General features: G+C 75.7%; 20 protein-coding genes. 8 read left to right on the top strand and 12 right to left on the bottom strand.

Annotated features, from left to right (window positions below; genetic code table 11):
• Positions 1–243 precede the first annotated feature (243 nt).
• Positions 244–1,728 carry a YifB family Mg chelatase-like AAA ATPase gene (locus VF202_15330; protein ID HEX7041487.1) on the bottom strand — a complete coding sequence of 495 codons (1,485 nt, stop codon included), beginning with the start codon at positions 1,726–1,728 and terminating at the stop codon, positions 244–246.
• A 214-nt stretch (positions 1,729–1,942) separates the two neighbouring features.
• On the opposite strand from VF202_15330, the gene VF202_15325 reads away from it, so the two are divergent.
• Positions 1,943–2,656 carry a hypothetical protein gene (locus VF202_15325; protein ID HEX7041486.1) on the top strand — a complete coding sequence of 238 codons (714 nt, stop codon included), beginning with the start codon at positions 1,943–1,945 and terminating at the stop codon, positions 2,654–2,656.
• Between the two features lie 149 nt (positions 2,657–2,805).
• Here VF202_15325 and VF202_15320 read toward each other — a convergent pair whose 3' ends face one another.
• Together VF202_15320 and VF202_15315 are read right to left on the bottom strand one after the other, a co-directional pair.
• A complete protein-coding gene (locus tag VF202_15320; protein ID HEX7041485.1) occupies positions 2,806–3,660 on the bottom strand; it encodes a DegV family protein in 855 nt (284 codons plus the stop codon).
• Positions 3,661–3,732: 72 nt separating this feature from the next.
• On the bottom strand, positions 3,733–4,776 hold the full coding sequence (locus VF202_15315; protein HEX7041484.1) for an aspartate-semialdehyde dehydrogenase: 1,044 nt from the start codon (positions 4,774–4,776) through the stop codon (positions 3,733–3,735).
• A gap of 89 nt (positions 4,777–4,865) precedes the next feature.
• Here VF202_15315 and proB point away from each other — a divergent pair, with 89 nt between their 5' ends.
• The 4 genes from proB to hisG are packed head-to-tail and all read left to right on the top strand — an operon-like array spanning position 4,866 to position 8,354.
• Positions 4,866–6,008: a glutamate 5-kinase gene (gene proB / locus VF202_15310; protein HEX7041483.1), complete on the top strand. Its 1,143-nt coding sequence runs from the start codon at positions 4,866–4,868 to the stop codon at positions 6,006–6,008.
• Positions 6,005–6,469 (top strand): DUF4345 domain-containing protein, encoded by a 465-nt coding sequence (locus VF202_15305; GenBank protein HEX7041482.1) that lies wholly within the window; start codon positions 6,005–6,007, stop codon positions 6,467–6,469. Before proB ends, VF202_15305 begins: the two co-directional genes overlap by 4 nt.
• On the top strand, positions 6,466–7,719 hold the full coding sequence (locus VF202_15300) for an ATP phosphoribosyltransferase regulatory subunit (GenBank protein HEX7041481.1): 1,254 nt from the start codon (positions 6,466–6,468) through the stop codon (positions 7,717–7,719). The genes VF202_15305 and VF202_15300 overlap by 4 nt, the downstream gene beginning before the upstream one ends.
• Positions 7,716–8,354 (top strand): ATP phosphoribosyltransferase, encoded by a 639-nt coding sequence (hisG, locus tag VF202_15295; GenBank protein ID HEX7041480.1) that lies wholly within the window; start codon positions 7,716–7,718, stop codon positions 8,352–8,354. Before VF202_15300 ends, hisG begins: the two co-directional genes overlap by 4 nt.
• Positions 8,355–8,408: 54 nt before the next feature.
• Here hisG and VF202_15290 read toward each other — a convergent pair whose 3' ends face one another.
• From VF202_15290 to VF202_15275, 4 genes are all read right to left on the bottom strand, one after another.
• Positions 8,409–9,986, bottom strand: coding sequence for a hypothetical protein (locus VF202_15290; protein ID HEX7041479.1), 1,578 nt, complete (start codon positions 9,984–9,986; stop codon positions 8,409–8,411).
• A gap of 10 nt (positions 9,987–9,996) precedes the next feature.
• Entirely contained in the window at positions 9,997–11,058 is a 1,062-nt protein-coding gene (locus VF202_15285) for a DUF6384 family protein (GenBank protein HEX7041478.1), read from the bottom strand.
• An 8-nt stretch (positions 11,059–11,066) separates the two neighbouring features.
• A complete protein-coding gene (locus tag VF202_15280; GenBank protein HEX7041477.1) occupies positions 11,067–12,320 on the bottom strand; it encodes a hypothetical protein in 1,254 nt (417 codons plus the stop codon).
• Between the two features lie 174 nt (positions 12,321–12,494).
• A complete protein-coding gene (locus tag VF202_15275) occupies positions 12,495–13,292 on the bottom strand; it encodes an MBL fold metallo-hydrolase (protein HEX7041476.1) in 798 nt (265 codons plus the stop codon).
• Between the two features lie 56 nt (positions 13,293–13,348).
• Here VF202_15275 and VF202_15270 point away from each other — a divergent pair, with 56 nt between their 5' ends.
• Positions 13,349–16,246, top strand: a complete 2,898-nt coding sequence (locus VF202_15270) for an AAA family ATPase (protein HEX7041475.1) — start codon at positions 13,349–13,351, stop codon at positions 16,244–16,246.
• Positions 16,247–16,313: 67 nt separating this feature from the next.
• On the opposite strand, the gene VF202_15265 is transcribed toward VF202_15270, so the two are convergent.
• The 3 genes from VF202_15265 to VF202_15255 all read right to left on the bottom strand — a co-directional run bounded on the left by VF202_15265 (position 16,314) and on the right by VF202_15255 (position 19,027).
• Complete coding sequence (locus VF202_15265) at positions 16,314–16,757, bottom strand: hypothetical protein (protein HEX7041474.1); 444 nt, start codon at positions 16,755–16,757, stop codon at positions 16,314–16,316.
• On the bottom strand, positions 16,754–18,325 hold the full coding sequence (locus VF202_15260; protein HEX7041473.1) for a histidine kinase: 1,572 nt from the start codon (positions 18,323–18,325) through the stop codon (positions 16,754–16,756). The genes VF202_15265 and VF202_15260 overlap by 4 nt, the downstream gene beginning before the upstream one ends.
• A gap of 63 nt (positions 18,326–18,388) precedes the next feature.
• A complete protein-coding gene (locus VF202_15255) occupies positions 18,389–19,027 on the bottom strand; it encodes a response regulator transcription factor (protein ID HEX7041472.1) in 639 nt (212 codons plus the stop codon).
• Between the two features lie 158 nt (positions 19,028–19,185).
• Between VF202_15255 and VF202_15250 the strand changes: the two genes are divergently transcribed.
• Positions 19,186–19,932, top strand: a complete 747-nt coding sequence (locus VF202_15250) for a hypothetical protein (GenBank protein HEX7041471.1) — start codon at positions 19,186–19,188, stop codon at positions 19,930–19,932.
• 126 nt (positions 19,933–20,058) lie between these two features.
• On the opposite strand, the gene bshB2 is transcribed toward VF202_15250, so the two are convergent.
• Both bshB2 and VF202_15240 read right to left on the bottom strand, forming a co-directional pair.
• On the bottom strand, positions 20,059–20,910 hold the full coding sequence (gene bshB2 / locus VF202_15245; GenBank protein HEX7041470.1) for a bacillithiol biosynthesis deacetylase BshB2: 852 nt from the start codon (positions 20,908–20,910) through the stop codon (positions 20,059–20,061).
• 1 nt (position 20,911) lies between these two features.
• Complete coding sequence (locus tag VF202_15240) at positions 20,912–21,265, bottom strand: YojF family protein (GenBank protein ID HEX7041469.1); 354 nt, start codon at positions 21,263–21,265, stop codon at positions 20,912–20,914.
• Positions 21,266–21,379: 114 nt separating this feature from the next.
• Here VF202_15240 and VF202_15235 point away from each other — a divergent pair, with 114 nt between their 5' ends.
• Positions 21,380–22,561, top strand: coding sequence for a Xaa-Pro peptidase family protein (locus VF202_15235; protein ID HEX7041468.1), 1,182 nt, complete (start codon positions 21,380–21,382; stop codon positions 22,559–22,561).
• Positions 22,562–22,639 lie beyond the last annotated feature (78 nt).

Here is a 22,639-nt window from a genome sequence, read left to right as displayed (position 1 = left end):
GGCGCATGGATGAGGGCATCTGAGCGGCGCCCCCTAAGGATACCCGGCCAATCTAGCACAGGGCTTCGAGCATATATCTCGGTCCCGACGCGGTGTTCTGACGTAGGGACATTCGTCCCGGAGGGGGTTCCCGGGGTAGGGACATATGTCCCGTCCGGGGCACCGGGAGCCCGGTTCGGGCCAGGCGGCCCGCTGGCCCCGCGGCGGCGCGCGGCGGCGGTCTCCGGGCCGCGCGGCCGGGCGCTAGACCCTGAACGCCGCCGCCTCGGCCAGGTGCTCGGGCCCCACGGAGGCCGCGCCGGCGAGGTCGGCGACCGTGCGCGCCACCCGCAGCAGGCGGTCGAAGCCGCGCCCGGTGAGGTGGAGGCGGTCGACGAGGTCGCGCAGGAGCGAGGCGCCCTCGCCCGCGGGCAGCGCCAGGCGCCGCAGCTCGGCTCCGGCGAGGTCGGCGTTGAGGCAGCCCTGGCGCTCGAGCGCGACCCGCCTGGCCGCCGCCACGCGCGCGGCCACGACGGCGCTGGGCTCGCCGGGCGGCGCTGCCAGGAGCTCGTCGCGCGTGAGCCGCGGGACGACCAGGTGGAGGTCGACGCGGTCGAGCAGCGGGCCAGAGAGCCGGGAGGCGTAGCGCAGGCGGTCGGACTGCGAGCACGTACAGGACGTGGGGTCGTCGTCGAGGGCGCGCCCGCACGGGCAGGGGTTGCGCGCCGCCACGAGCTGGAACCTGGCCGGCAGCGCGACCGCCCCGCTGGCGCGCGAGATCACGATCACGCCGGACTCGAGGGGCTGCCGCAGGGCCTCCAGCACGGGCCGGGCGAACTCGGGGGCCTCGTCGAGGAACAGCACGCCGAGGTGGGCGAGGCTGGCCTCGCCCGGACGCACAGCGCTGCCGCCGCCCACGATGCCCGCCTCGGAGCCGCTGTGGTGCGGCGCCCTGAAGGGCGGCGTGAGGTCGAGGCCTGGGCCGCGCGACAGCCCGGCGGCCGAGTAGACGCGCCCGACCTCCACCGCGCTGCGCGTGTCCAGGGGCGGCAGCAGCCCCGGCAGGCGGGTGGCGAGCATCGTCTTGCCCGCGCCGGGAGGCCCGGTGAGGAGCGCGTTGTGGCGCCCGGCGGCCGCGACCTCGAGGAGGCGCTTGCCCAGCTCCTGGCCCCTGACGTCGGCGAGGTCGAGGGGCTCAGGCGGCGCCCCCGCGGGCGGCGCCGCCACCGGCCTCAGCGTGCGGCGTCCGCGCAGGTGCTCGACGGCCTCGGCCAGGGTGCGCGGCGCCAGCGCGTCCACGCCGGGGACGGCGGCGGCCTCCGCGGCGTTGGCCGGGGCGCAGAGCAGCGCCAGGCCGCCCGCCAGCGCCTCGACGGCCACGCTGACCGCCCCCCTCACCGGCCGCAGCGTGCCGTCGAGGGCTAGCTCGCCGAACGCCAGGTGGCCGGCGAGGCGCGCGGCCGGCACCGCGCCCGCCGCGGCCAGCAGGCCCAGCGCGATGGGCAGGTCGAACGCGGGGCCGTCCTTGCGGACGTCGGCCGGCGCCAGGTTCACGGTCACGCGGCTGGGCGGGAGGGGCCGGCCCAGGCGCTTGAGCGCGGCGCGCACGCGCTCCCGAGACTCCTGCACCGCCGCCCCCGGCAGCCCGACGATCGTGAAGCTCGGCAGCCCGCCGCTCACCAAGACCTCGACCGTGACCCTCACCGCGTCGACGCCCACCACGGTGGCCGAGGCGACGCTCGCGTACATCGCCCCCGAGGCTAGGCGGCCCGGGCGTCCGCCGGCGGACCTTCAGGGCCGCAGGCCGAGCGTCCCTCGGCCTGCGCCGAGGCACAGGGGTTGGGCGCCGAGCGCCGCCAGGTAATAACCTGGCGATGACCTGGCCATGTCGGGCAACGACCACGGGGCGGCGCCCTGGTGGGCGCGCGCCACATGGGCCAGCGGAGAGCAGGAGGAGGCGAGCATGCAGACACGACCTCGACCAGCGACCACCCATCCCGCCGCCGGGCGCGCGGGCGCGATCAGGGCGGCGCTACTCGCCGCCGTGGGCACGGTAGCCCTCGCCGGCTGCGGCCTCGTGCCGCCCGTGCCGGTGGACGACCCCCTGGGCCTCGACGGCAAGACCGCGGCCGTCTCCTTGGGCAGCGCGAGCCTCACCGCCGCGTTCGCGCCGGCCGCCGTGGACGGCTCCGGCGAGGTGTCGTTCACCTTCGACGACGCCGACTGGCCCGACGTGCCCCTCTCGCCGGGGCGGCTGACGAACGAGCTGAGCATCGCCACCGCCACGCTCGACGCCGGCGAGGCGGAGGCGCCCGAGACGATAGAGCTGTCGGACATCGACGTCGAGGTCACCCTGTGGCAGGGCGCCGCGACCTACGAAGCGGCCGCGCCGGATAGCCGCGCCGCGGCCAAGGTCGACGGCGCTGGCCCCATCACCCTCGTGCGGGGCGCCTGCGACGCCGACAGCTGCACCTACAGCTACGAGGGGTCCGTGCCCGCCTTCGGCGAGGTCACCTTCAGCGGCGACGCCGTCGCCAACGCGGTGAAGGTGATCACCCAGGCGCCGCAGCCGAACCACGTGCGCGCGGTCGTGACGCTGCGCGCCGACCCGGACACGCTCGACGGCCGGACGCTGACCATCGAGTTCGACGCGGCCACGGGCAGCGTCGCTCTCTAGCCGCACGCGACCCGGCGCGCGGACGAGTCGAACGAGGGGCGGCCGGCCGGCCGCCCCTCGGCTCTCTCGGCGCTGCGCGCGGCCCACCTCGGCTCGTCGGCGGGCGCGGCACGCCGCACGGAACGCCCTCGCTCCGCGGGCCCGCCGCGCTAGAGGACCTCCTCGTGGGCGTAGATCCCGAAGGTCCCTGGCCCGACGTGGCTGCCGATGACCGCGCCGATCTCGGCGATGCCGCGTAGCCGGTACGGGACGCCGGCGGCGGCGATGCCCTGCTCGAGGCTCTTAGCCGCGCCCTCGTCCTGGATGTGGATCAGGTTCGCCACCACCGGGCCGGAGGCGGCCTCTACGTAGCGCGCGAAGCGCTCGACCATCTCCTGTTGGGCCTTCTTCAGCCCGCGAGCCCGGGTCACGGGCTCGATCCTGCCGTCCTGCAGCGTGAGGAGCGGCTTGATGTTGAGCAGGCTGCCGACGAGGGCGCTGGCGCGGCCGATGCGCCCGCCCTTCTGCAGGTACTCGAGCGTGCCCACCGTGAACAGCACGAAGTTCGTGTCCCGGATGCGCTCCAGCGCCGCGAGGACGTCGTCGAGCGAGGCGCCGCGCTCCCGCAGAGCGGCGGCGGCGCGCACCATCTCGCCGTGGCCGAGGCTGGCGCCCCGCCCGTCGAAGACCGTCACCGGCACCTCGGCGCCCTCCGACGCGATCTTCGCCGACTGGTAGGTCCCCGACAGCTCGGAGGAGATCGTCACGACCAGCACGTGGTCGGCGCCGGCAGCGGCGACGCGGCGGTAGACCTCGGCGAAGTCCTCGGGGCTGGGCTGGCTCGTCGTCGGCAGGTCGGCTCCCGCCGCGACGCCCTCGATGATGTCCTTGGGGGTGATGTCGACCCAGTCCTCGTGCGTCTCGCCCTTGAAGTGCACGTAGAGCGGCACGCGCTCCACGCCGAGGCGCTCCAGCTCCGCGGCGTCGAGGTCCGAGGTGGAGTCGGTGACGATGGCCAGGTTCATGTCGCTCCAGGCGCGCGGCTCGGCCAGCTGGCTGGTCCTCGCCTCAGCGCTTCGCTCTGTGGTCTCGCGGCATCATACCGTCAGGGTCGCCGCGGACGTCCCGCCCGGCGCGCGAGCCGCGCCGACCCCGAACAGCGCCTCGGCGATCTGCACCGCGTTGAGCGCCGCGCCCTTCCTGATCTGGTCGCCGGACACGAAGAGCGCGAGCCCGTTGGGCAGCGCCGTGTCCTCGCGCAGGCGCCCCACCAGCGTCACGTCCTGACCCGCGGCGTCGAGGGGCATGGGGAACGTGTTCGCCTCCCTGTCGTCGACGACCCTCACGCCGGGCGCCCGCGACAGGACCTCGCGCGCCGACTCCGCGCTCACCGGACCGTCGAAGGAGGCGTGGATCGCCTCGCTGTGCGCGCGGTACACGGGCACGCGGACGCAGGTGGCCGACACGGCGAGGTCGGGCAGGCCGAGGATCTTGCGCGACTCGAGCAGCAGCTTGCGCTCCTCGGCGTTGTAGCCGTCCTCGCCCACGGCGCTGTCGTGGCTGAAGACGTTGAAGGCGATCTGGTGGGCGAAGCGCTCGTGCGCCACCGGCTCGCCGGCCAGGGACGCCGCCGTCTGCCGGCGCAGCTCCTCGAGGCCCCACAGGCCCGCGCCAGACACGGCCTGGTACGTCGCCACCACGGCGCGCCGCAGGCCGAAGGCGCGGTGGAGCGGCGCCAGGGCCATGAGGGCGATGATCGTCGAGCAGTTCGGGTTCGCGATCACTCCCCGGTGGCCCGCCAGCGCCTCGGGGTTCACCTCGGGCACCACGAGCGGCACGCGCTCGTCGAGGCGCCAGGCGCTGGTGTTGTCCACGACGACGGCGCCGTGCCCGGCCCACTTCCAGGCGCCGTCCCGCGAGACGGCGGTGCCGGCCGAGGAGAAGACGACGTCGGCGCCGAGGTCGCCGTCCTCCGGCAGCGCCTCGACCACGACCTCGCCGCCGGCGAAGGCGACGCGGCGCCCGGCCGAGCGCGGCGAGGCGAACGCCCGCAGGCTCGAGACGGGGAACGAGCGCTCCGCGAGCAGGCCGAGGAGCTCCGTCCCCACGGCTCCCGTGGCTCCGACTATCGCGACCCTCACCTAGGCGCACCTCCGGGCCGGGACCCCGGCCTTGGCGCGGGAGTCTAGCACGGGCGCGCGGTCCGTCGGGCGGGCGTAACATCGTCCGCATGCCGGTCCTCGGGCGCACCATGCGGCGTCTCGTCGTCAAGGTCGGCACCTCCACGCTCACCGACGAGGCGGGCCGCCTCGACCCGGCCAGGCTCGCCGACGTCGCGCGGGGCGCCCGCGCCCTGGCCGCCGCGGCGGGCGCCGGGCGACGACCCGCCGAGCTGGTGCTGGTCTCCTCGGGCGCCGGCGCCGCGGGCCGCGAGCGGCTGGGCCTCAGGCTGCCGCTGACGCTGCCGCAGAAGCAGGCCGCGGCCGCCGTGGGCCAGGCGCGGCTGATGCTCGACTGGGCGGCCGCCTGGGACCCCACGCCCGTGGCGCAGCTCCTCCTCTCGGCGCACGACGTGCGGACGCGCCGGCGCTACGTGAACGCGAAGAACGCGCTCGAGGCGACGCTGGCGCTGGGCGCCGTGCCGATCGTCAACGAGAACGACAGCGTCGCCACCGCGGAGCTGAAGGTCGGCGACAACGACACGCTCTCGGCGTGGGTCGCCTACTTGGTCGACGCCGACCTCCTCGTGATCCTCACCGACGTCCCCGGCCTCCACGACGCCGACCCGCGGCGCGTGGCGGGGGCCCGGCGGCTGAGCGTCGTGGAGGACGTGGCCAGCGTGGCGCCACTGGCGGGCGGCGCGGGCAGCGAGAGGGGCACCGGCGGCATGACGACGAAGCTGCAGGCGGCGCGCATCGCGGCCGACGCCGGCATCGAGACCGTCGTGCTCGGCGGCGGCGGGGCCGGCCTCGAGGCCCTGGCCCGCGGCGAGGACGTCGGCACGCGCTTCCTGGCCGGCGCGGGCGTGCCCGCCCGCAAGGCGTGGATCCTCAACCAGCCCATCGCCGGCGCCGTGCTCGTCGACGCCGGCGCCCGCGACGCCCTCAGGTCCGGCCGCAGCCTGCTGCCGCGCGGCGTCGTGGGCGTGCGCGGCGAGTTCGCCTTCGGCGACGCCGTGGCCATCGAGTGCGAGGGCGAGCGCGTGGCGGTGGGGCTGACGAACTACGCCGCGGCCGACCTCTCGCGCATCGCGGGCAGGCACACGCGCGAGATCCCCGACCTGCTCGGCCCCCACCACTACGACGAGGCCGTGCACCGCGACAACCTCGTCCTCGACCGGACGCGCTCCGGTGGTACCATCGTCTCTCCATGAGGCCACCCAGGGGCGCCAGCGAGACGCCGACCGCCGAGCCGGCGCCCGCCCCTCGTCGGCGCCCGACGCGCAGCCAGCTCGCCTACGTCGCCGCCGGCGTGGCGATCCTGAGCGGCCTGCTTGGCCTCCTCAACCCGCTCCTCGCCGTGAGCCTCTACGGCCTCGAGGTCGTCGAGCCGCGCGGCCTCAGCCAGGCCCGGGCCACGTTCGGCGGCCTCTACCTCGCCCTCGGCGGCATGCTGCTGTGGGCCGCGACCCCGCGCGCGGACGGCGGCGCCGGCGTGCGGCCCTACCTCCGTGCCGCGGCCCTGCTCGTGGGCAGCGTCGCCGCCGGTCGGCTGCTCTCGATCGTCATCGACGGCGTCCTGTCGCCCCTGAACCTGCTGTTCCTCGCCTTCGAGCTGGCCGTCTGCGCCCTGTCGCTCCTGGCCAGCGCCCCCCGCCGACCGGCCGCCCCGTGAACCGCGCGCCCCTGCCCGAGGGCATCCGCTTCCTCGCCCCCGAGGAGGCGGCGGCGCGCGCGGCCGCCGTCGCGACGCTGCGCGACCTCTACCGCGAGTGGGGCTACCTGCGCGTCGAGGTGCCCGCGCTCGAGCGGCTCGAGGCCGACCACCCGCGCGCCTCGAAGTCGTTCAAGCTCGTCGACGTGGGCGGCAGCGTGCTGGCGCTGCGCAGCGACTTCACGCCCGCCCTGGCGCGCCTGGTCAGGACCGCCTACCCCGCGGTGGCGGCGGGCGAGGAGCGCCCGCTGCGCCTCTCCTACGACGGCCTCGTGTGGCACGCGATCGACCCGGAGCTGGCGCGCGGGCGCGAGTTCACGCAGGTGGGCATCGAGCTGATAGGCGTGAGCTCGGCGCGCGCCGACGCCGAGCTGATACACCTGGCGCGCGAGTCGGTGCGGGCGCTGGGCCTGACCCCGCGGGTCGAGGTCGGCAACCCGGCCTACGTGACGGCGCTCTTCGACGCCGCCGGCGTGGCGGACGGAGCGCGGGGCGGCCTCGCCGACGCCATCGACCGCAAGGACCAGAGCGAGGTGAGGGCCCTCGTGGACGCTCACGGGCTGCGCGGCGCCGCGGCCGACGCGATCGTCGCGGTGCCCGACCTCTACGGCGGGCCGGAGGTGATCGACGAGGCCATGGCGCGCGTGCCCACCGCCGCGGCCGCGAGCGCGCTGGAGCGCCTGGCGGGCGTGCTCGCTGAGTTCGAGGACAAGGGCGAGCTGATGATCGACCTGGGGATGGCGCGCCGCCTCTCCTACTACACCGGCGTCACGTTCCGGGCCTACACGTTCGACTTCGGCCAGCCGCTCCTGGGGGGCGGGCGCTACGACGGCTCGCTGCTGCCGCGCGCCGCCGGCTTCGCGCTCGGCCTGGGGCGCGTGCTGGCGGCGGTCGAGGCCGCCAGGGAGCAGCGCGGGGACGGCGGGGGGAGGGTCGGCGCCGCGGCGCGCCGCGCCGAGGACCCGCTGGTGGCGTCGCTCGACGACCCGGCCGCGCGCGTCCTGCGCGCGAACGGCGTGCGCGTCGTGCGGTGCGTGACCGCCGACCCCCAGGACGCGCGCGCCGAGGCCGTGACGGTGGGCGCCGACTTCCTCCTCGTGCCGCGCGAGACCGGCGGCAGCGCCGCCGAGCGCCTCGTCGCCCTGCGCGACGGGCTCGACCCGAGCGTGGCCCAGCGCCTGCGCTCGCTGCTGGCGGAGGAGGGCGCGTGACGGACGCCGGCGCGAGGGAGCGTCCCTGGCTCGTCGTCGCCCTGCCCAAGGGCCGGGTCCTCGGCCAGGCACTGGCGGCGCTGAGGCGGGTCGGCCTGTCCGTCGAGGTGCCCGCCGACGCGCGGGCGCTGCGCTACGAGGGCGACGGCGTGAGCGCGCTCGTCATGCGCAACGCCGACGTGCCCACCTACGTCGACCTGGGGGTCGCCGACGCCGGCGTCGTGGGCTACGACGTCCTCCTCGAGTCGGGCAGCCGCCTCTACGCCCCTGTGGACCTCGGCTTCGGCCGCTGCCGCATCTCGCTGATCCGCCCGCGCGGCGCGACGGGTCCCGTGCGGCGCGTCGCCAGCAAGTACCCGCGCATGACGGCCGAGTACCTGAGGCGGTTGGGCAGCCCCGCCGAGGTCGTGGCCCTCTCCGGCAACGTCGAGCTCGCCTGCCTCTCCGGCCTCGCCGACGCGGTCGTGGACGTCGTCGAGACCGGCGCCACGCTGGCGGCCAACGACCTCGAGGAGGTCGACGTCATCGCGCTCTCCTCGGCGCGCTTCGTCGTGAACCGCGCCGCCCTGAAGCTGAAGAGCGCGCGGCTGCGGCCCCTGATCGCGTCCCTGCGCGAGGGCGCCGAGCGGGCCTAGACCTTCCTGCCCGTCCTGAGGCGTCGGTCCGGGCGGCCGGCCCGGTGATCTGGCCTAGACCTTCCTGCCCGTCCTGAAGCCCCCGCCGCCGACGCGCCCGCCGGTCCTGAAGCCGCCCCCGCCGACGGCGCGGCCGCCCCCGCCCGACGAGCGGGCCCTGCCGGTGCCGCCGAAGGGCCCGCGCCACGAGCCGCCGTGACCCCAGCCCCTGCCGCCCCCGCCGAGGATGTCGCCGAGGCCGCCGAGGACGTCCTCGAGGACCTCCCTGCCGACGTCGTGCCCGGTGCGGCGCAGGGGCCCCCACACCGACCCGCGCCCGAAGCCTCCGGAGCCGAAGGTGGGGTCGGCCCGGCGCTGGCTGTAGGTGTGCTGCTGCTGGAGGATGCGCCAGAACGCCTGGCTCGTCAGCGCGCCCATGAGGAGCTGCGTGAGGACCGTGCCGATGACGCTGCCGTTCGAGAACGTCGAGCCGGGCACGTCGTACTGCCGGCGGGTGAACTCGCGGCGCACCTGCTCGAGCTCCGAGAGGCGCTTGCGGTTGGCCTCGGCGACCTCCTTGAGCTCGGCGAGGGTCTTGGCGTGGCGCTCCTTGGCCGCCTCGACGTCGAGCAGGCGCGCCACGATCACGTCGTCCTCGGGGAACGGCGTGGCCAGCGCCTCGCGTCGCAGGGCCTTGAGGTCGTCGCGCCCGAGCTCGGAGGAGAGGTACTGGACCGCCTTCTTGAACTGCTCGTCCTCGCCCTTGGCGTAGCGCTCCAGCTCGGCCAGGGCGCTCGTGATGGCCTCGGCGACCTCGGCGATCGCGGCGTCGACCTCGGCGATGGCCCCCTCCACCTCGGCGCGCTCGGCCTCGAGCCGGGGCACGCCGGCGGCCGCGAGCGCCTGCTCGTCGAGCGCCTTGAGCTTGGCGAACTCCTCGTCGGCCAGCGCGCCCATGCGCTCGGCGTGCTCGCGCAGGCGCACCGGCAGCTCGACGAGCCTGGCGTAGTTCGCCTGCGCCTCGGCGTAGCCGATGAGCCGCGCCACCTTGCCGTCGAGCCAGCGCACCACGCCGCCGGCGCGGTAGCGCGGCGTGAGGTAGCCGCGGTTCCAGAGGTACATGAACAGCGGGTCTGCGCGGTAGGCCTTGCCCTTGCCGGCCTGCTCCTGCTCGGAGAGGGTCGCCTTCTCGTCGGCGTGGACGGCGACGCGCTCGGCCGCCTGCGCGGCCTCCTTCTGCGCGACGTAGGCGGGGTCCTGCGCCAGGCGCGCCTGGGCCTCGGCCTCGGCGTCGTCGATCGCCTCGGCGACCTTCTCGAGCTGCTGCCTGAGCTCCTCGCGCCTGGCCTCGAGGTCGGCCCGCCTGGCCTGGAGGTCGTCGAGGCGCCCCTGCACCTCGGCGGTCGAGGCCTCGCGCGCCTCGAGCAGCTTCAGGACCTGCTCGTCGGACCGCTGCAGCTCGCTGGCCGCCTCGGGCGAGAGCAGGTACTTCACGCGTACCTCGGCGAGCTGGCCGAGGAGGCGCTTGCGCTCGACGTCGAGCTCGACGAGCTGAGCGTTCGCCCTGGCCAGGTCGGCGTCGAGCCGGCGCGTGCGCTCCTGCTCCTGCCTGATCGCGTCGGTGATGGCGGAAAGCGCCTGGGCGCCGCTCATGCTGGCCATGTCAGTCCCACTCCGTGATCGCCCCACCGAGGGTGGGGAACTCGTAGTCCGGCTCGAGGCGTCCGGGGCGCTTCACCCCGAACGTCGAGTCCTGCACGATGCCGTCGTCGAGCTTGTCCCGGGCGACGCGCTCGAACGTCGCCTCGTCGACCCGTACGCCCCAGGTGCTCACCTCGCGCACCTCGCCGGTCTCCTCCGACGCGATGGGCACGCGCACGCGCTGCCCGTTGGGCCCCACGGCCTCGACGATGACGTAGTAGTTGCTGGCCTCCTCGTTGACGTCGGGGATGCGCTCGAGCGCCGTGACCGGGTCGTTGACGATGCGCAGCGTGTAGGCCTGCTCGAGCCGCGCGCGCAGGTCCTCCATGGCCGCGAGCACCTCCCTCGCCTGGTCCTGGTCGCCGCGGCTCAGGGCGATCTCGGCCTGCCGGTAGAGCTCGTTCGCCTCGCTCGTGGCGGCGGGCACCTCGGAGAGCGCGACGATCGCCGCCCTCGTCTCGGTCAGGCCGCTCACGAGGGCGCGCCGCGGCGCGCGGACGGCGGCGTCGTAGGCGTAGACCGCGGCGGCGACGAGCACGACGAGCCCGAGCGCCACGGCGGCCACGCGCCCGCGCCTGACCCACAGCAGCGCCCAGCGACGCGCGCCGGGCGAGCCCTTGGGCGTGTAGACGAAGCGGTTCTCCCTGAGCGCCGCCACGCCCTCGCGGAGGATGTGGTCGGGCACCTCGATGCCCTGCGCCGCGTAGACCTGGCGCAGGCGGGCGACCATGTCCTCCTCGCGGGCGCCCTCGGCCAGCTCCCTGGCGATGAGGTGCTCGCGGTGGCGCAGCGTGTCGACGACGTCCATGGCCAGCATGACCTCGTCGAGCTGCACGGGCTCCTTGGCGGCAGCGGTCGTGTCCGCGGCGGTCTCTGACCCCTCGGGCGCCGCGGCGGACGCGCTCGCCGCGGCTGCCGGCTCCGCGGCGGTCTCGGCTCCCCCGCGCGCCGCGGGGGCGCCGGCCGTGTCCTGGGCGGCCGCGCCCGCGCCGGCCGCGTCGGCGTCGTCGCGACGGTCTGTCATCTACCCCTTCAGCCCGCCTGCTCGGGTGGCGCCGCCTGCTCGGCCAGGCGGTCGCCCGACCTGGCCAGCTTCGCCAGCCTGCGCTTGCCGTCCTCGACGGCGTCGCGGATCTCGGCGGCGTTCTTCGTCGAGAGCTCGCGCATCTCGGCGATGATGTCCTTGCTGCGCTCCTGGTACTCGACCACCGAGTCGACGAGCTTCTTCACGGCGTCGGCGCGGATCGTGGGACCGTAGCCGGCCTTGAGCGCCTCCTCCTGGATCTTGCCGCCGATCTCGGAAAGGGTCTCGAGCGAGCGGCTCACGCCCTCCTTCATCGTGTCCAGTGTGCGGGTGGCCTCGTGCAGGCCGAACATCCCCGTGAACGAGGCCGAGAGGGCCGTGAGGACGGTCTCGTTCGTGCTGAAGAAGCTGACCGCCTGCGCGCGCACGCGCTCCTTGGCCGTGGTCGTCTGCATGAGGCGCGCCATGACGACCTCGGAGGTGTTGTAGCTGACCGTCAGGTTGTCGGAGAGGTCCTTGGCGATCTGGTAGCGGGCGTCGGAGTCCTGCAGCGCCCGCACGGCCTCGTCGCGGGCCAGCTCGAGCCTCGCGCGCTCGGCCAGGTCCTCGCCGGCGTACGACTCGACCTCCTGGTTGCGCTGCTCCACGAGCTGCCTGGCGGCCTCCAGCTCGGCCTCGGCCTTCTTCAACACCTCGAAGGCCAGCACCTCGGACTGCTTCAGCGCCCCGCGGAAGTCCTGGTAGGCCTCGAGGATCGTGCGCTCGCGCCTGATCTGGTCGTGCGTGTCGGCGGTGACGTCGAGGTACGTCCTCTTGATCTTGTCGAAGCGCGTGGCGATGTCGCCGCGGGTGAACTTCATCCACATGTTCGCCAGGCGCTCGAACGTGGAGACCTTGCCGTCCTCGATCTGGTCGACGAGCGCCTTGGCGTCGTCGCGGATCGAGTCGAAGGACTGGGCGATCTGCTCGTAGCGGGTGCCCACCTCCATGGCCGCCACCTGCTCGCGCACGACGTCGTTGAACAGCGAGGCCTGCGAGAGCGTGCGCGTGATCGCCACGATGCGCTCCTCGTCGAGGTCGCTGATCCGCTGCAGCAGCGCGACGATGGGCGCCTCCTCGGTCGTCGCCCCGTCGCGGACGAGCCCGAGGTCGCGCAGGGCGTTCATGGCCTTGTCGAGGTAGCGCATGGGGGAGAGGCCGCCCGTGGCCTGGGCCGGGCTCGTCGCGGTCTCGGTCCTGGCAGCGTCCGTACGGTCCGTCATGTCGGTACCCTCCTCCTCGCCCCCAGCGTGGGCGTCCATCATAGGGGCGCCTCATGGGCGCCGGCATCAGCCGAAAGTCGGTGTGGTGGCCGGCCTCGCCCGCCGCCGAGCGGGCGTTCGTGAGCGCGGGGCGGTCCGCCGGCGGCGGCGCTCGGGGGCTGCGGTCCGCCGTCCTCAGCCGGCGCCGCTGAAGCCGTCGAGCACTTGGTAGATGCCCTTGACCGCGCCGGGCCAGCGCGCCCGCGCCTGTGGCAGCGCGGCCAGGCGTTCGGGCGGCCCCTCCTCCGCCGCCTTCTCCACGGGCACGCCGGCCGTGTACCGGCCCTTGACCGTCTCGTAGACGTCCTCGATGAGGGACCGCTGCCAGGCGACCGTGCGGGCGTCGCCCAGGGGCCCGTGCCCCGGCACGACGTGCCTCGGCTCGAGCCGCTGCAGGCGGTCGAGGGCCGAGAGCCAGCGCTCGACGTCCTCGCGCACGAGGGGGAAGAGGCCGTTGAAGACGACGTCGCCGGTGACGGCCACGCCCTCGGTGGGCAGCCAGACGATGCTGTCGCCCTGCGAGTGCGCCGGGCCCACGTAGGTGACCTCCACCGGCAGTTCCCCGAGGTCGGTCTCCCAGGCCGCGTCGAACGGCTCGTCCACGCGCGCGACGCCGCCCTCGGCGAGGCTGCGGTGGGCGACGACGCGGGCATCCGGGAACGCGCCGTTGCCGCCGACGTGGTCCCTGTCGCCGTGGGTGTTCAGCACGATGGCGACGGGCCTCCCGCCCAGGTCGAGCGCGGCGGACCTCACCGGGGCGACGAGCTCCTCCGAGATCATCGTGTCGACGACCATGGTCGCGGACGCCCCGGCCACGACGGTGCTGTTCGACAGGGCGCGGTCGCCCTGCACCGGTCCGAGGCCGACGACGACGCGGTCGGTGAGCGTGTGTAGCGTGACGGGTCGGTCCCCTCCGAGCGGCGCTGCTCCCACGTCCCGAACATTAGCGCCCGAGAATGAGAGCGGGCGTCACGCTGTAACCTCTGCTGGTGCCGAACGACGGAGCGACCGTCCCGGGCGCCTTCACCGGCCGCGAGGACGAGCTCGGCCGGCTGCTCCACCACTGGGAGCGCGTCAAGGCCGGCGAGGGCCCGCGGGTAGCGGTGCTGCTCGCCGAGCCCGGGCTGGGCAAGACGCGCCTGGCGCAGGAGCTCTACGCCCGCCTGGTCGCGGCCGAGCAGGGCGGGCCCGGCTACTGGCCGGCCACCCTCGGCGCCGAGGGCGACAACCTCAGGGTGAACCCGGCCGTCGAGGCCTGCGACGGCGCCGCGGACCTCCCCTTCCTGTGGTGGGGCGTGCGGCTCACCGATCCCGGGGGGCACAACCAGGCGGTGTCCGGCGCCTTGGCGGGGCACGTGGAGCCGTACCTCGTGCCCCACCTCGAGCCCTTCCACCGCGCGCAGCGCCGGCGCCGTCGGCTGGTGAGGGCGGCCCGCCTGGGCGGCGCCGTCGCGGCCGACGTGGTGGGCGACCTGGTGCCGTTCCTCGGCCTGCTGAAGAAGGTCGGCGAGATCGGCCTGGAGGTCAAGGGCCTGCACGACGAGTGGCGGCGCGACGCCGCGCCGCTGGACTTGGGGGCCGTCGCCGGCGCCGGGCGCGCCTCGCTGGCCGAGCGGGTGACGAGCGACCTCGGCACGCTCTTCGGCGCGGGCGCGGGCGTGCCGGCCGTCGTGCTCCTCGACGACCTGCAGTTCTCCCACGCCGACCCCGGCGTCACGGCCTTCGTGGAGGAGCTCACGCGGGCCATGGTCTCGGGCCGCTGGCCCCTCCTGCTGCTCGTCACGCACTGGGAGCGCGAGTGGCGGGTCGCCGGCGGCGAGGCGGAGCCGGACGACACGCCGGCGTCCCCGGCCGGCGCCGCGCTCGCCGCGCTGGCCGGGCGAGGGCGGGGCCTCGTGGACGTGATCGGGCTCGGTCCCGTGGAGGACCTCGCGCCGCTGCTGCGGCGGGCGCTTCCCGGGCTCACGCCGCCCCAGGAGCGCGCCCTGCTGGAGCGGGCGGGCGGCAACCCCCGCGTCCTCGACGAGCTGCTGCGCTACGCGCTCACGCAGCGCGGACGCGGGCTCTTCGTGGGCAGGGACCCCTCCGGGCAGCTCACCGAGAGGGGGCTGGATGAGCTGCTGAGCCGCGGGTCGAGGCTCGAGGAGCTGGTCGCGCGCCGCTTCGAGGAGGCGCCGGAGGCCGTGCAGCGCGCGCTGGCCCTGGCCGCGCTACAGGGGCAGGAGTTCGAGGACTGGCTCGTGGCGGAGGTCGCGAGGGAGCTGGCCGCCGACGAGCCGGCGGTCACGAAGCGGGCGCTGCGCGCGTCCGCGGACCCACACGCCATGACCGCCCGGCTGGCCGAGACGCGCGCCGCCTTCGCCCAGCGGGTCTACAGGACCGTCGCGCTCGACGCGCTGCGAGGATGGTTCGACGAGGACGAGGCCCGGGAGGCCCTCGCGGACCTGCTGAGGGAGTGCCTGCTGGGGCGGCTGGACGTGCCGGACGACCCGGCGAGCGTGAGGGGGACGATGGCAGCGGCCGCGGCGGCCTTCGAGGGGCGGCCGGAGGACGCGAGGTTCGCGGCGGCCGCCCTGCACTGGCTGGTGAGGGACGCCGCCGCCGCCGGAGACGTCCACGGGGCGGCCGCGCTGGCGCGCCGCCTGGCCGCGGTCCTGGAGACGCTCGGTGACGACCAGGACGGCGACCTCTCGTGGCTGCGCGACGCGCAGGGCGCGTTGGCGCAGGCCGGCGACACGGTCGCCAGGCGGCCCCTCCTGGCGCGGCTGCTCCGCCTGGCCGGCGACGCCTACGACGCCGCCGTCACCGAGTGGACGGTCTCCCTCTACCTGCACGCCCTGCTCGACGTCGCCGCCTTCCACGAGGACGCGGGAGACGAGGGCAGGGCCGGGGAGGCCCTGAGGGCGGCGCTGCAGGTCGTCGAGGAGTCCGCAGCGCGGGTCTCCGCCGACGACGTGAGCGTGCTGGAGGCCTTCGCCAGGGTGCACGAGACCGTGGCGGCGTGGCACGCGTCGCGCGGCCACGTGGGGTACGCGTCCGAGCTGCGCGAGGGCGCCCTGGCGATCGTCGAGCGCATCGCGGCCCTCGACCCCGGGCCAGAAGGTCCGCCGCGCCTGGCCGCGGCGCGCGTCGAGCTGGCCCGCCTGAGGGCGTCGGCGGGGGAGTGGGAGGAGGCCGAGGCCCTCGTCGAGGTCGCGCTGGGCGAGCTGCGCGCCCGCCTCGGCCGCGGCGGCGACGCGGTCGTCGAGGCTGGGCTGAGGGACGCCCTCGACGTGGCGGCCCACGTGGCCCACGCCCGCGGCGACGAGGCCGCGGCGCTGGACCGCCTCGAGGAGCGCCTGGCGATCGCCCGACGCCACCACGACGCGGCGCCGGGAGCGCCCGGCGTCACCAGGGCGCTGGCCCACGCGCTCGCGCGCGTGGCCGAGCTGCGGGCGCTAGCGGGCGACCTCTCCGCAGCCTGGGCGCTCGCCTGCGAGTCAGTCGAGCTGCGCCGGTCCCTGGCGGACCGCTCCGACAGCGAGGCCGTCTGGCTGGGCGCGAGCCTGTACGCGGCGGCCGGCCTCGCGGCGCGGCGCGAGGAGGTGTCCCTGGCGCACGGCCTGGCGCGCGAGGCGCTGGGGGTCCTGCGTCCGCTGCCGGTCGAGGCCGGCACCGCGCAGGGAGGGGAGCCGCTGGCGGCCCGCTGGCACCTGGTGAGGGCGCTGCTGGCGGCGGTGCCGCCCACGCTGGGGGTCGAGGGACGGGAGGCGGCCGCCGCGCTGCTGGCCGAGGCCAGAGGCCTCGCCGAGGGCGCGCCGGAGGCGGCGCGCGGGGCCTTCGCCGCGCTGCTGCACGACGTGGCGACGTTGGAGGAGCTCGTGGGGTCAGCCGCGCCGAGGCCCTGAGCGGCGGGCCGCGGCGCCCCAGCCCCGCTCCAGCGCCCTCAGCGGCCCCCGCCGCGGTCCGGCGCCGTCACCGGCCGCCCTTCGACCAGCCCAGGAACACGACGCCGGCGCCGATCATCGCCAGCGGCACGACCCAGCGTGCCAGCCCGCCCCAGGGGTCGTTCACGGCCAGGGTGATGAACGCCCAGGCCAGCGCCGGCCACAGCGCCCAGCGCGCGCCGCCGCGCTCGCGCGGCAGCAGGTAGACGGCCGTGAACGTCGCCGTCATGCCGAGCACGAACACCACGCCCCCGTCCCAGCGCGGGAAGACCGAGTCCACCGTCGCCGTCGCGGCGACGCTGGCCAGGACGCCGAACGCGATGAGCGGCCAGGTGCTGCGCCGCCGGTGGTAGGCGGCGTAGAAGGCCAGCGCCAGGCCCCACAGTATGGCGGGCCCCGTGAACCTGTCGGGGGCGAACGCCATGAGGCCGACGACGAGCAGCGCGGCCCCGACGACCTGGCTGCGGTTCACGACCCGACCTCCGCGCCCACCAGCGGCGCCTCGACGCGCACGCTCGTGCCCTGGCCCGGCGCGCTCTCGACCAGCAGGCTCCCGCCGAGGGCGGCGACGCGCTCGTGCATCGTGGTGAGACCGAGATGCCCCGGCTTCGCCGTCGCGGGGTCGAAGCCCACGCCGTCGTCCCTCACGACGATCACGACGCGGCCGTCCGCGGTGCGGAGGCTGGCCGTCACCAGGCTCGCCCGCGCGTGCTTCGCGACGTTGTGGAGGGCCTCCTGCACCACGCGCAGCAGCTCCTGCTTGGCGGCGAACGGCAGGTCGGGCTCCTCGCCCAGCTCGGCCTCGGTGCGCACGCCGTGGCGCAGCTCCAGGCCGTCGAGCTGCCGGCGCAGCGCTCCCACCAGGCCGATCTCGGCCAGCGCCTCGGGCCTCAGCTCGAAGATCAGGGCGCGCATCTCGGCCAGCGCCCCCTCGGCCAGCTCGATCGCCGAGTCCAGGGCCGCGCCGGCGCCCGCGGCGTCGTCCGCCTCGAGCTTGCGCCTGGCCGTGTGGGCCGACAGCACGACGGCGTAGATCGCCTGGCTCACCGAGTCGTGCAGCTCGCGCGCCAGGCTGCGCCGCTCCTCGTCGGCGGCCTGGCCCCTGGCGCGCTCGTAGAGGCGGGCGTTCTCGATGGCCACCGCCGCCTGCGCCGCCAGGCCGGCGGCGAGGTCGAGGTGCTCCTCGTCCCAGCCGCGCCCGGGCGGGGCGTAGGCGTGCAGGACCCCGACGACCTCGTCGCGAGCGCGCAGGGGCAGGGCCAGGGCGTCGCCGTCCACGACCGCCGCCTGGGCGATGCGCGAGGCCGCGGGACGCGCCGGCTCGCCCTCGGCGACGGCCAGGCGGCTCTCCGGCACCTCGCCGAGGGAGGCCACGGCGCGCAGACGGCCGCCGGGCTCGAGCTCGAGGACCTCGCCGGCGACGGCCGAGCCGGTCTCGACGAGCCGCTGGAGGACCGCCTGCAGCTGCGGCCCCAGGTCCGTGGTGATGGCGATGGTGTTCGAGAGCTCGAGGAGCGCCCGCAGCTCGGCGGTGCGGGCGGCGACGCGCGCCTCGAGCCTGTCGTGGGCGGCGGAGAGGGCGTCGGCCATCGAGTCGAACGACCGCGCCAACAGGCCGATCTCCGATGCGCTCGCCAGCCCCGCCCTGGCGCCCCTGTCGCCGGACGCGAACGCCCTGGTCGCCGCGGTCAGCCGGGCCAGCGGGTCGGCGAGGAGCGAGCGCGAGAACGCCGTCGCCGCCACCAGGGTGACGGCCACGACCGCCACGAGGTTCACCAGCGTGCTGCGCAGCACGGCCGCCGCCGCCCGCGCGTCGAGGGCGCCGAGACCCTGCTCGACCTCGCCGCCGGCGCCCAGCCCCGCGACCTGCACCAGGGCGCGCCACAGCAGCACGCCCATCGCCACGGTGAGGACGGCGACGACGCCGAGCAGCAGGAGCGTGAGGCGGGTCGAGAGGCGGTGGCGCCACGGCACGGCCGGGCCCGGGTCGAGGTGGTCCTCCGCGGCCCGGCTACCCGCTCCCAGGTCGAGCTCGTTCACGGCTGCCCTGCCCTCCGCTCCGGGGCGCCGGCGAGGCCCCGGCGGGCCGTCGGCGTCCGCGGCTCAGCCGTCACGGTCGACCAGCCCCTCGCGCAGGGCGAACAGCGCCGCTTGGGTGCGGCTCTTCAGGCCGAGCTTGGCGAGGAGGCTGGAGACGTGCGACTTCACCGTGGCCTCGGCCACGTCGAGGCGCTGCGCGATGGCCTTGTTCGTCAGCCCCTTGGCCACCAGGGCCAGCACCTCGGACTCGCGGTCGGTCAGGGGCTCGCGCAGCTTGGGGCCGCGCACCTCGCGCACGAGGCGCGCCTGCGCCCGCGGGTCGAGGCGCACCTCGCCGCGCGCCGCCGCCCGCACGGCCTCGAAGAGCTCGTCGGGGCGCGACTCCTTGAGCATGTAGCCGGCCGCGCCGGCCTCGATCACGTCGACGACGAGGCGGTCCTCCAGCACGGACGTGAGCGCCACGACCTCGACGTCGGGGAAGCGGCTCCTCAGCTCGCGCGTGGCCTCCACGCCGTCCATCACGGGCATGAGCAGGTCCATGACGACGACGTCCGGCCGCAGGCGCTCGACGAGCTCGAGCGCCTCGCGCCCGTTCCCGGCCTCGCCGACGACCTCCAGGTCGGCCTCGAGACCGAAGGCGAGCCTGAGGCCCCTCCTCACCACCGTGTGGTCGTCTACGAGCAGGACGCGGACCTTGTCCATAGGGTCACCCCGACAAGGCTACAGCCGGCGCGTCGGGCGGGGCGTCCGACTTTCGGCGGAGGAGCCCGCCCGCCCTCCGGCAGTGACGCCGCCCGACTTCCTCCTCTACGACTCGGGGCCGCGCCCGACTAGGCTCGGCGCAGAAGGAGGGTGCGACATTGAACGTGACCAGGGATAGGAACTCCACCGCGGCGGTCGTGCTCATAGCGATCGGCGTGGTCGCGCTGCTCGGTACGTTGGGGGTCTTCAGGTTCATCGCCGACCTGCTCGGCGCCCTGCTCTTCGGCGGCCTGGCGTACTTCGCCTACACGGAGGGCCGTCGCCGCGGCAGCGACGCCTGGCGCCTGGCGGCCTACCCGCTCGCCGGCCTCGCCGTCGCCGCGATCGCGCCGTTCGGACTCGGCCAGGGCGCCTTCCTCGCCTCCCTCGGCCTCGCCTTCGCCGTGTACTGGCACGCGGACAAGACCCGCTGGTGGGCGCTGATCCCGGCCGGCGCGCTGGGCACGCTCGGCCTCGTCGAGTCCTTCGACGGTCTCTTCGGCGGCGCCCCCGGCTGGCTGTTCCTCGCCGGCATGGCGCTGACGTTCTTCGCCCTCACGCGCCTCGAGGTCGAGCCGCAGCCGTGGGCGGTCTGGCCCGCCGCGGGCCTCGCGCTCCTGGCGTTCCTCTCGCTCGTCGACGGCGGCGGCTGGGTGCTGCCCCTGCTGCTCATCGCCGCCGGCGCCGCGATGCTCTTCCGCCCCAACGGCCTACTCGGCGTGAGCGTGAAGGTGACGCGCTCGGGGCCGCGCGAGCCCGTCGGACAGGCCGCCACGCCGCCGACGGTCGACGTCGAGCAGGCGCCGCACGCCCCGCAGCCGCCGCGGCAGGAAGGCACGCAGGACGCCGGACCCGGACACGCCTGAGCGTGGCCGGGGTCCGGCGGGGGCCGCCCCGGGCGTCGTCACCGGAGGCCGCGGCGCCCGGCCGACCCCGACCGGTCGCGCCGACGGCGCCGGCCGCGGCGGACCGCATCCGACCCCGGCGACCCGCTACTCGAGCAGGGTGCGGGCGTCGGGGTCGATCGCGTAGAAGCCCTCCTCCTCGGTGAGGCGCTTGCGCCACGCCAGCGTCTGCTCGTCGGGCTCGGGCGCCCCGGGCTTCGGCTCGAGCGTCTCGGGGTCCCACAGCTTCTCCCACTGGGCGAAGAGCGTGGCGGTCTGGCTGCGGTGCTCCCTGAGCGCCCCGATCTTCCGCCGGTAGACGGCGCGGATGTCGCTCACCACGTGCGGGTCGCCCAGCGCCCCGCCCTCCGAGCTCCAGCGCGGGTTGTTCTTGCCGCCCACTGCGACGCCCAGCAGGCGCGGCCGCTCCTCGCGCGGCAGGCCGCGCACGGCCAGCACGGTGGCGTGGCCGATGGCGTCGTGGTCGGGGTGCACGCCGTAGCCCGGGTAGAAGGTGATGACGGTGCTGGGCCGCAACCGGGCGATGACCTCGCGGATGCGCCCGGCCAGCTCCTGCGGGTCCTCGAACTCGACGCACTTGTCGCGCAGGCCCATGAACTCCACGTCGATGCCGAGCACAGCGGCGGCCGCCCTCATCTCGGCCGTGCGGATGTCGCGCAGCGACTCGCGGCTGGCGAAGGGCGGGTTGCCCATGCGCCTGCCCATGTCGCCGTAGGTGGCGCAGAGGTAGGTGGCTGGCACCCCCGCGTCGGCGCAGCGGGCCAGCGTGCCGCCCGTCGAGAACGTCTCGTCGTCGGGGTGGGGGAGCACGACGAGCAGCCCGCGCTCCGCGGCGGGGTCGAAGCGCTCCGGCTCGCGCCGCTCCGCCTCGCGCTCCCGTTCCACCGCGGGCTGCCCCTCCACCGCGGCCTCCCGTTCCACCTCGGGACTCCTCTCCACCTCAGGCCTCCCTGAACGGCGTGCGCGATACCTGCAGCGCCACCGTGAGCTGGCCCTCTGGGTCGTAGCCGGCCAGCAGCAGCTCGTCGCGGTCGTTGACCTCGAAGTGGGTGAGCCCGTCGGCGTAGACCCAGCCGCCCTGCAGCTTGAGGCCCACGCGGTAGGGTCCCTCGCCCTTGACGACGCCGCGGGCGTAGTTGACGCGCGCGTTGCGGACGAAGGCGATCACCGGGGGACGCTTCTCGGGACCCATGATGGTGTACGAGCCGGTGGTCGTCTCGAGGTGCAGGTAGACGTCCGACTCGGCGCGCCGGTCGAGCTCCGCCTGCACGGCTTGCCTGTCGATGGATCGCACATCTCCCTCCACGGCCCGCCCCGGGCGGACGGTCGAGCATAACGCCTGGCGCCGCGCTCCCCGACGCCCCGTGAGGCGCGCGGACGCGCGCGTCCGCGGCTGTAACATCGCGCCATGAACGAGCTGCAGGCCGTCCAGAGCGAGCTCCGGCGCTCCGGGATCGACGGGTGGCTGGTCTACGACTTCCGCGGCTCCAACCCCGTGGCGCGCCCCCTCCTGCGGGCGCTGCTCGGGGAGCGGCTCGGCTCGCGGCGCGTGTTCCTGTCGGTGCCGCGGGAGGGCACGCCGGTGCTCCTGGCGCACGCCATCGAGGCCGGCACGCTTTCCGGCGCCCGCGGCGTCGAGACGCGCGTCTACGCCAGCGGCGAGAGCCTCGACGCCGAGCTGGGGCGGGCCCTGGCCGGCATGGGGCGCGTGGCCATGGAGTACTCGCCGCACGGCGACAACCCCTACGTCGGCACCGTGGACGCCGGCACCGTCGAGCGCGTGCGCGCGCTGGGGGTCGAGGTCGTCAGCTCCGGCGACGTCGCCCAGGTGCTGCAGCTCTGGGACGAGGAGCGCCTGGAGCAGCACCTGCGCGCGGCCGACGTCGTGCTGCGCGCGAAGGACGCGGCGTTCGGCTTCATGGGCGAGGCGCTCGCCCTCGGCCGCACGGTGACCGAGACCGAGGTGCAGCGCGTGATCGTCGACGTCTTCGACCAGGCCGGCTGCGTGTTCGACCACGCGCCCAACGTCAGCTTCGGCGCGCACGCCGGAGACCCCCACCACGCGCCGACCCCGGGCGAAGGGGACGCGGAGCTGCGCGAGGGCGAGGTCGTGCTCGTCGACCTGTGGTGCCGCCTGCCGGAAGAGGGCGCGCCTTACGCCGACGTGACGTGGATGGGCCACGCCGGACCGCCGAGCCGGCGGGTGGCCGACGCCTTCGCGGCCGTCAAGGAGGCGCGGGACGCGGCCTTCAGGTGCGTCGCCGACGCCTACGCCGCGGGCCGCTGGCCCACCGGCGCCGAGGTCGACCGCGCGGCGCGCGGGGTGCTCGAGGCGGCGGGGTACGGCGAGGCGTTCAAGCACCGCACCGGCCACAGCCTCGGCTCGTCCTCGGCGCACGGCTCGGCCGCCCACCTCGACTCCTACGAGACCCGCGACGAGCGCCTCCTGCGGCCGGGCCTGGGGTTCACGATCGAGCCGGGCGTCTACTTCGACGACTTCGGCGTGCGTTGCGAGATGAACGTCTACGTGGACGAGGAAGGCCCGCGCGCCACCACCGACATGCAGGGCGAGCTGGAGGTGCTCCCGTAGGCCACCGGGGCGGCGCCGAGGCGAGCCGCGGGTCGCATGGGGCCGCCGGCGCCTCAGGGGGCGGCGGCGACCAGCTCG

It is taken from the genome of Trueperaceae bacterium (assembly GCA_036381035.1).
Lineage (GTDB): Bacteria > Deinococcota > Deinococci > Deinococcales > Trueperaceae > DASRWD01.
This window is presented reverse-complemented; position numbering and strand designations above follow the sequence as displayed.

Bases quoted from the DNA above. Each gene is read 5' to 3' on its own strand.
- VF202_15330 (HEX7041487.1), bottom strand. From the start codon at position 1,728: ATGTACGCGAGCGTCGCCTCGGCCACCGTGGTGGGCGTCGACGCGGTG.
- VF202_15325 (HEX7041486.1), top strand. From the start codon at position 1,943: ATGCAGACACGACCTCGACCAGCGACCACCCATCCCGCCGCCGGGCGC.
- VF202_15320 (HEX7041485.1), bottom strand. From the start codon at position 3,660: ATGAACCTGGCCATCGTCACCGACTCCACCTCGGACCTCGACGCCGCG.
- proB (HEX7041483.1), top strand. From the start codon at position 4,866: ATGCCGGTCCTCGGGCGCACCATGCGGCGTCTCGTCGTCAAGGTCGGC.
- VF202_15305 (HEX7041482.1), top strand. From the start codon at position 6,005: ATGAGGCCACCCAGGGGCGCCAGCGAGACGCCGACCGCCGAGCCGGCG.
- VF202_15290 (HEX7041479.1), bottom strand. From the start codon at position 9,986: ATGAGCGGCGCCCAGGCGCTTTCCGCCATCACCGACGCGATCAGGCAG.
- VF202_15285 (HEX7041478.1), bottom strand. From the start codon at position 11,058: ATGACAGACCGTCGCGACGACGCCGACGCGGCCGGCGCGGGCGCGGCC.
- VF202_15280 (HEX7041477.1), bottom strand. From the start codon at position 12,320: ATGACGGACCGTACGGACGCTGCCAGGACCGAGACCGCGACGAGCCCG.
- VF202_15255 (HEX7041472.1), bottom strand. From the start codon at position 19,027: ATGGACAAGGTCCGCGTCCTGCTCGTAGACGACCACACGGTGGTGAGG.
- VF202_15235 (HEX7041468.1), top strand. From the start codon at position 21,380: ATGAACGAGCTGCAGGCCGTCCAGAGCGAGCTCCGGCGCTCCGGGATC.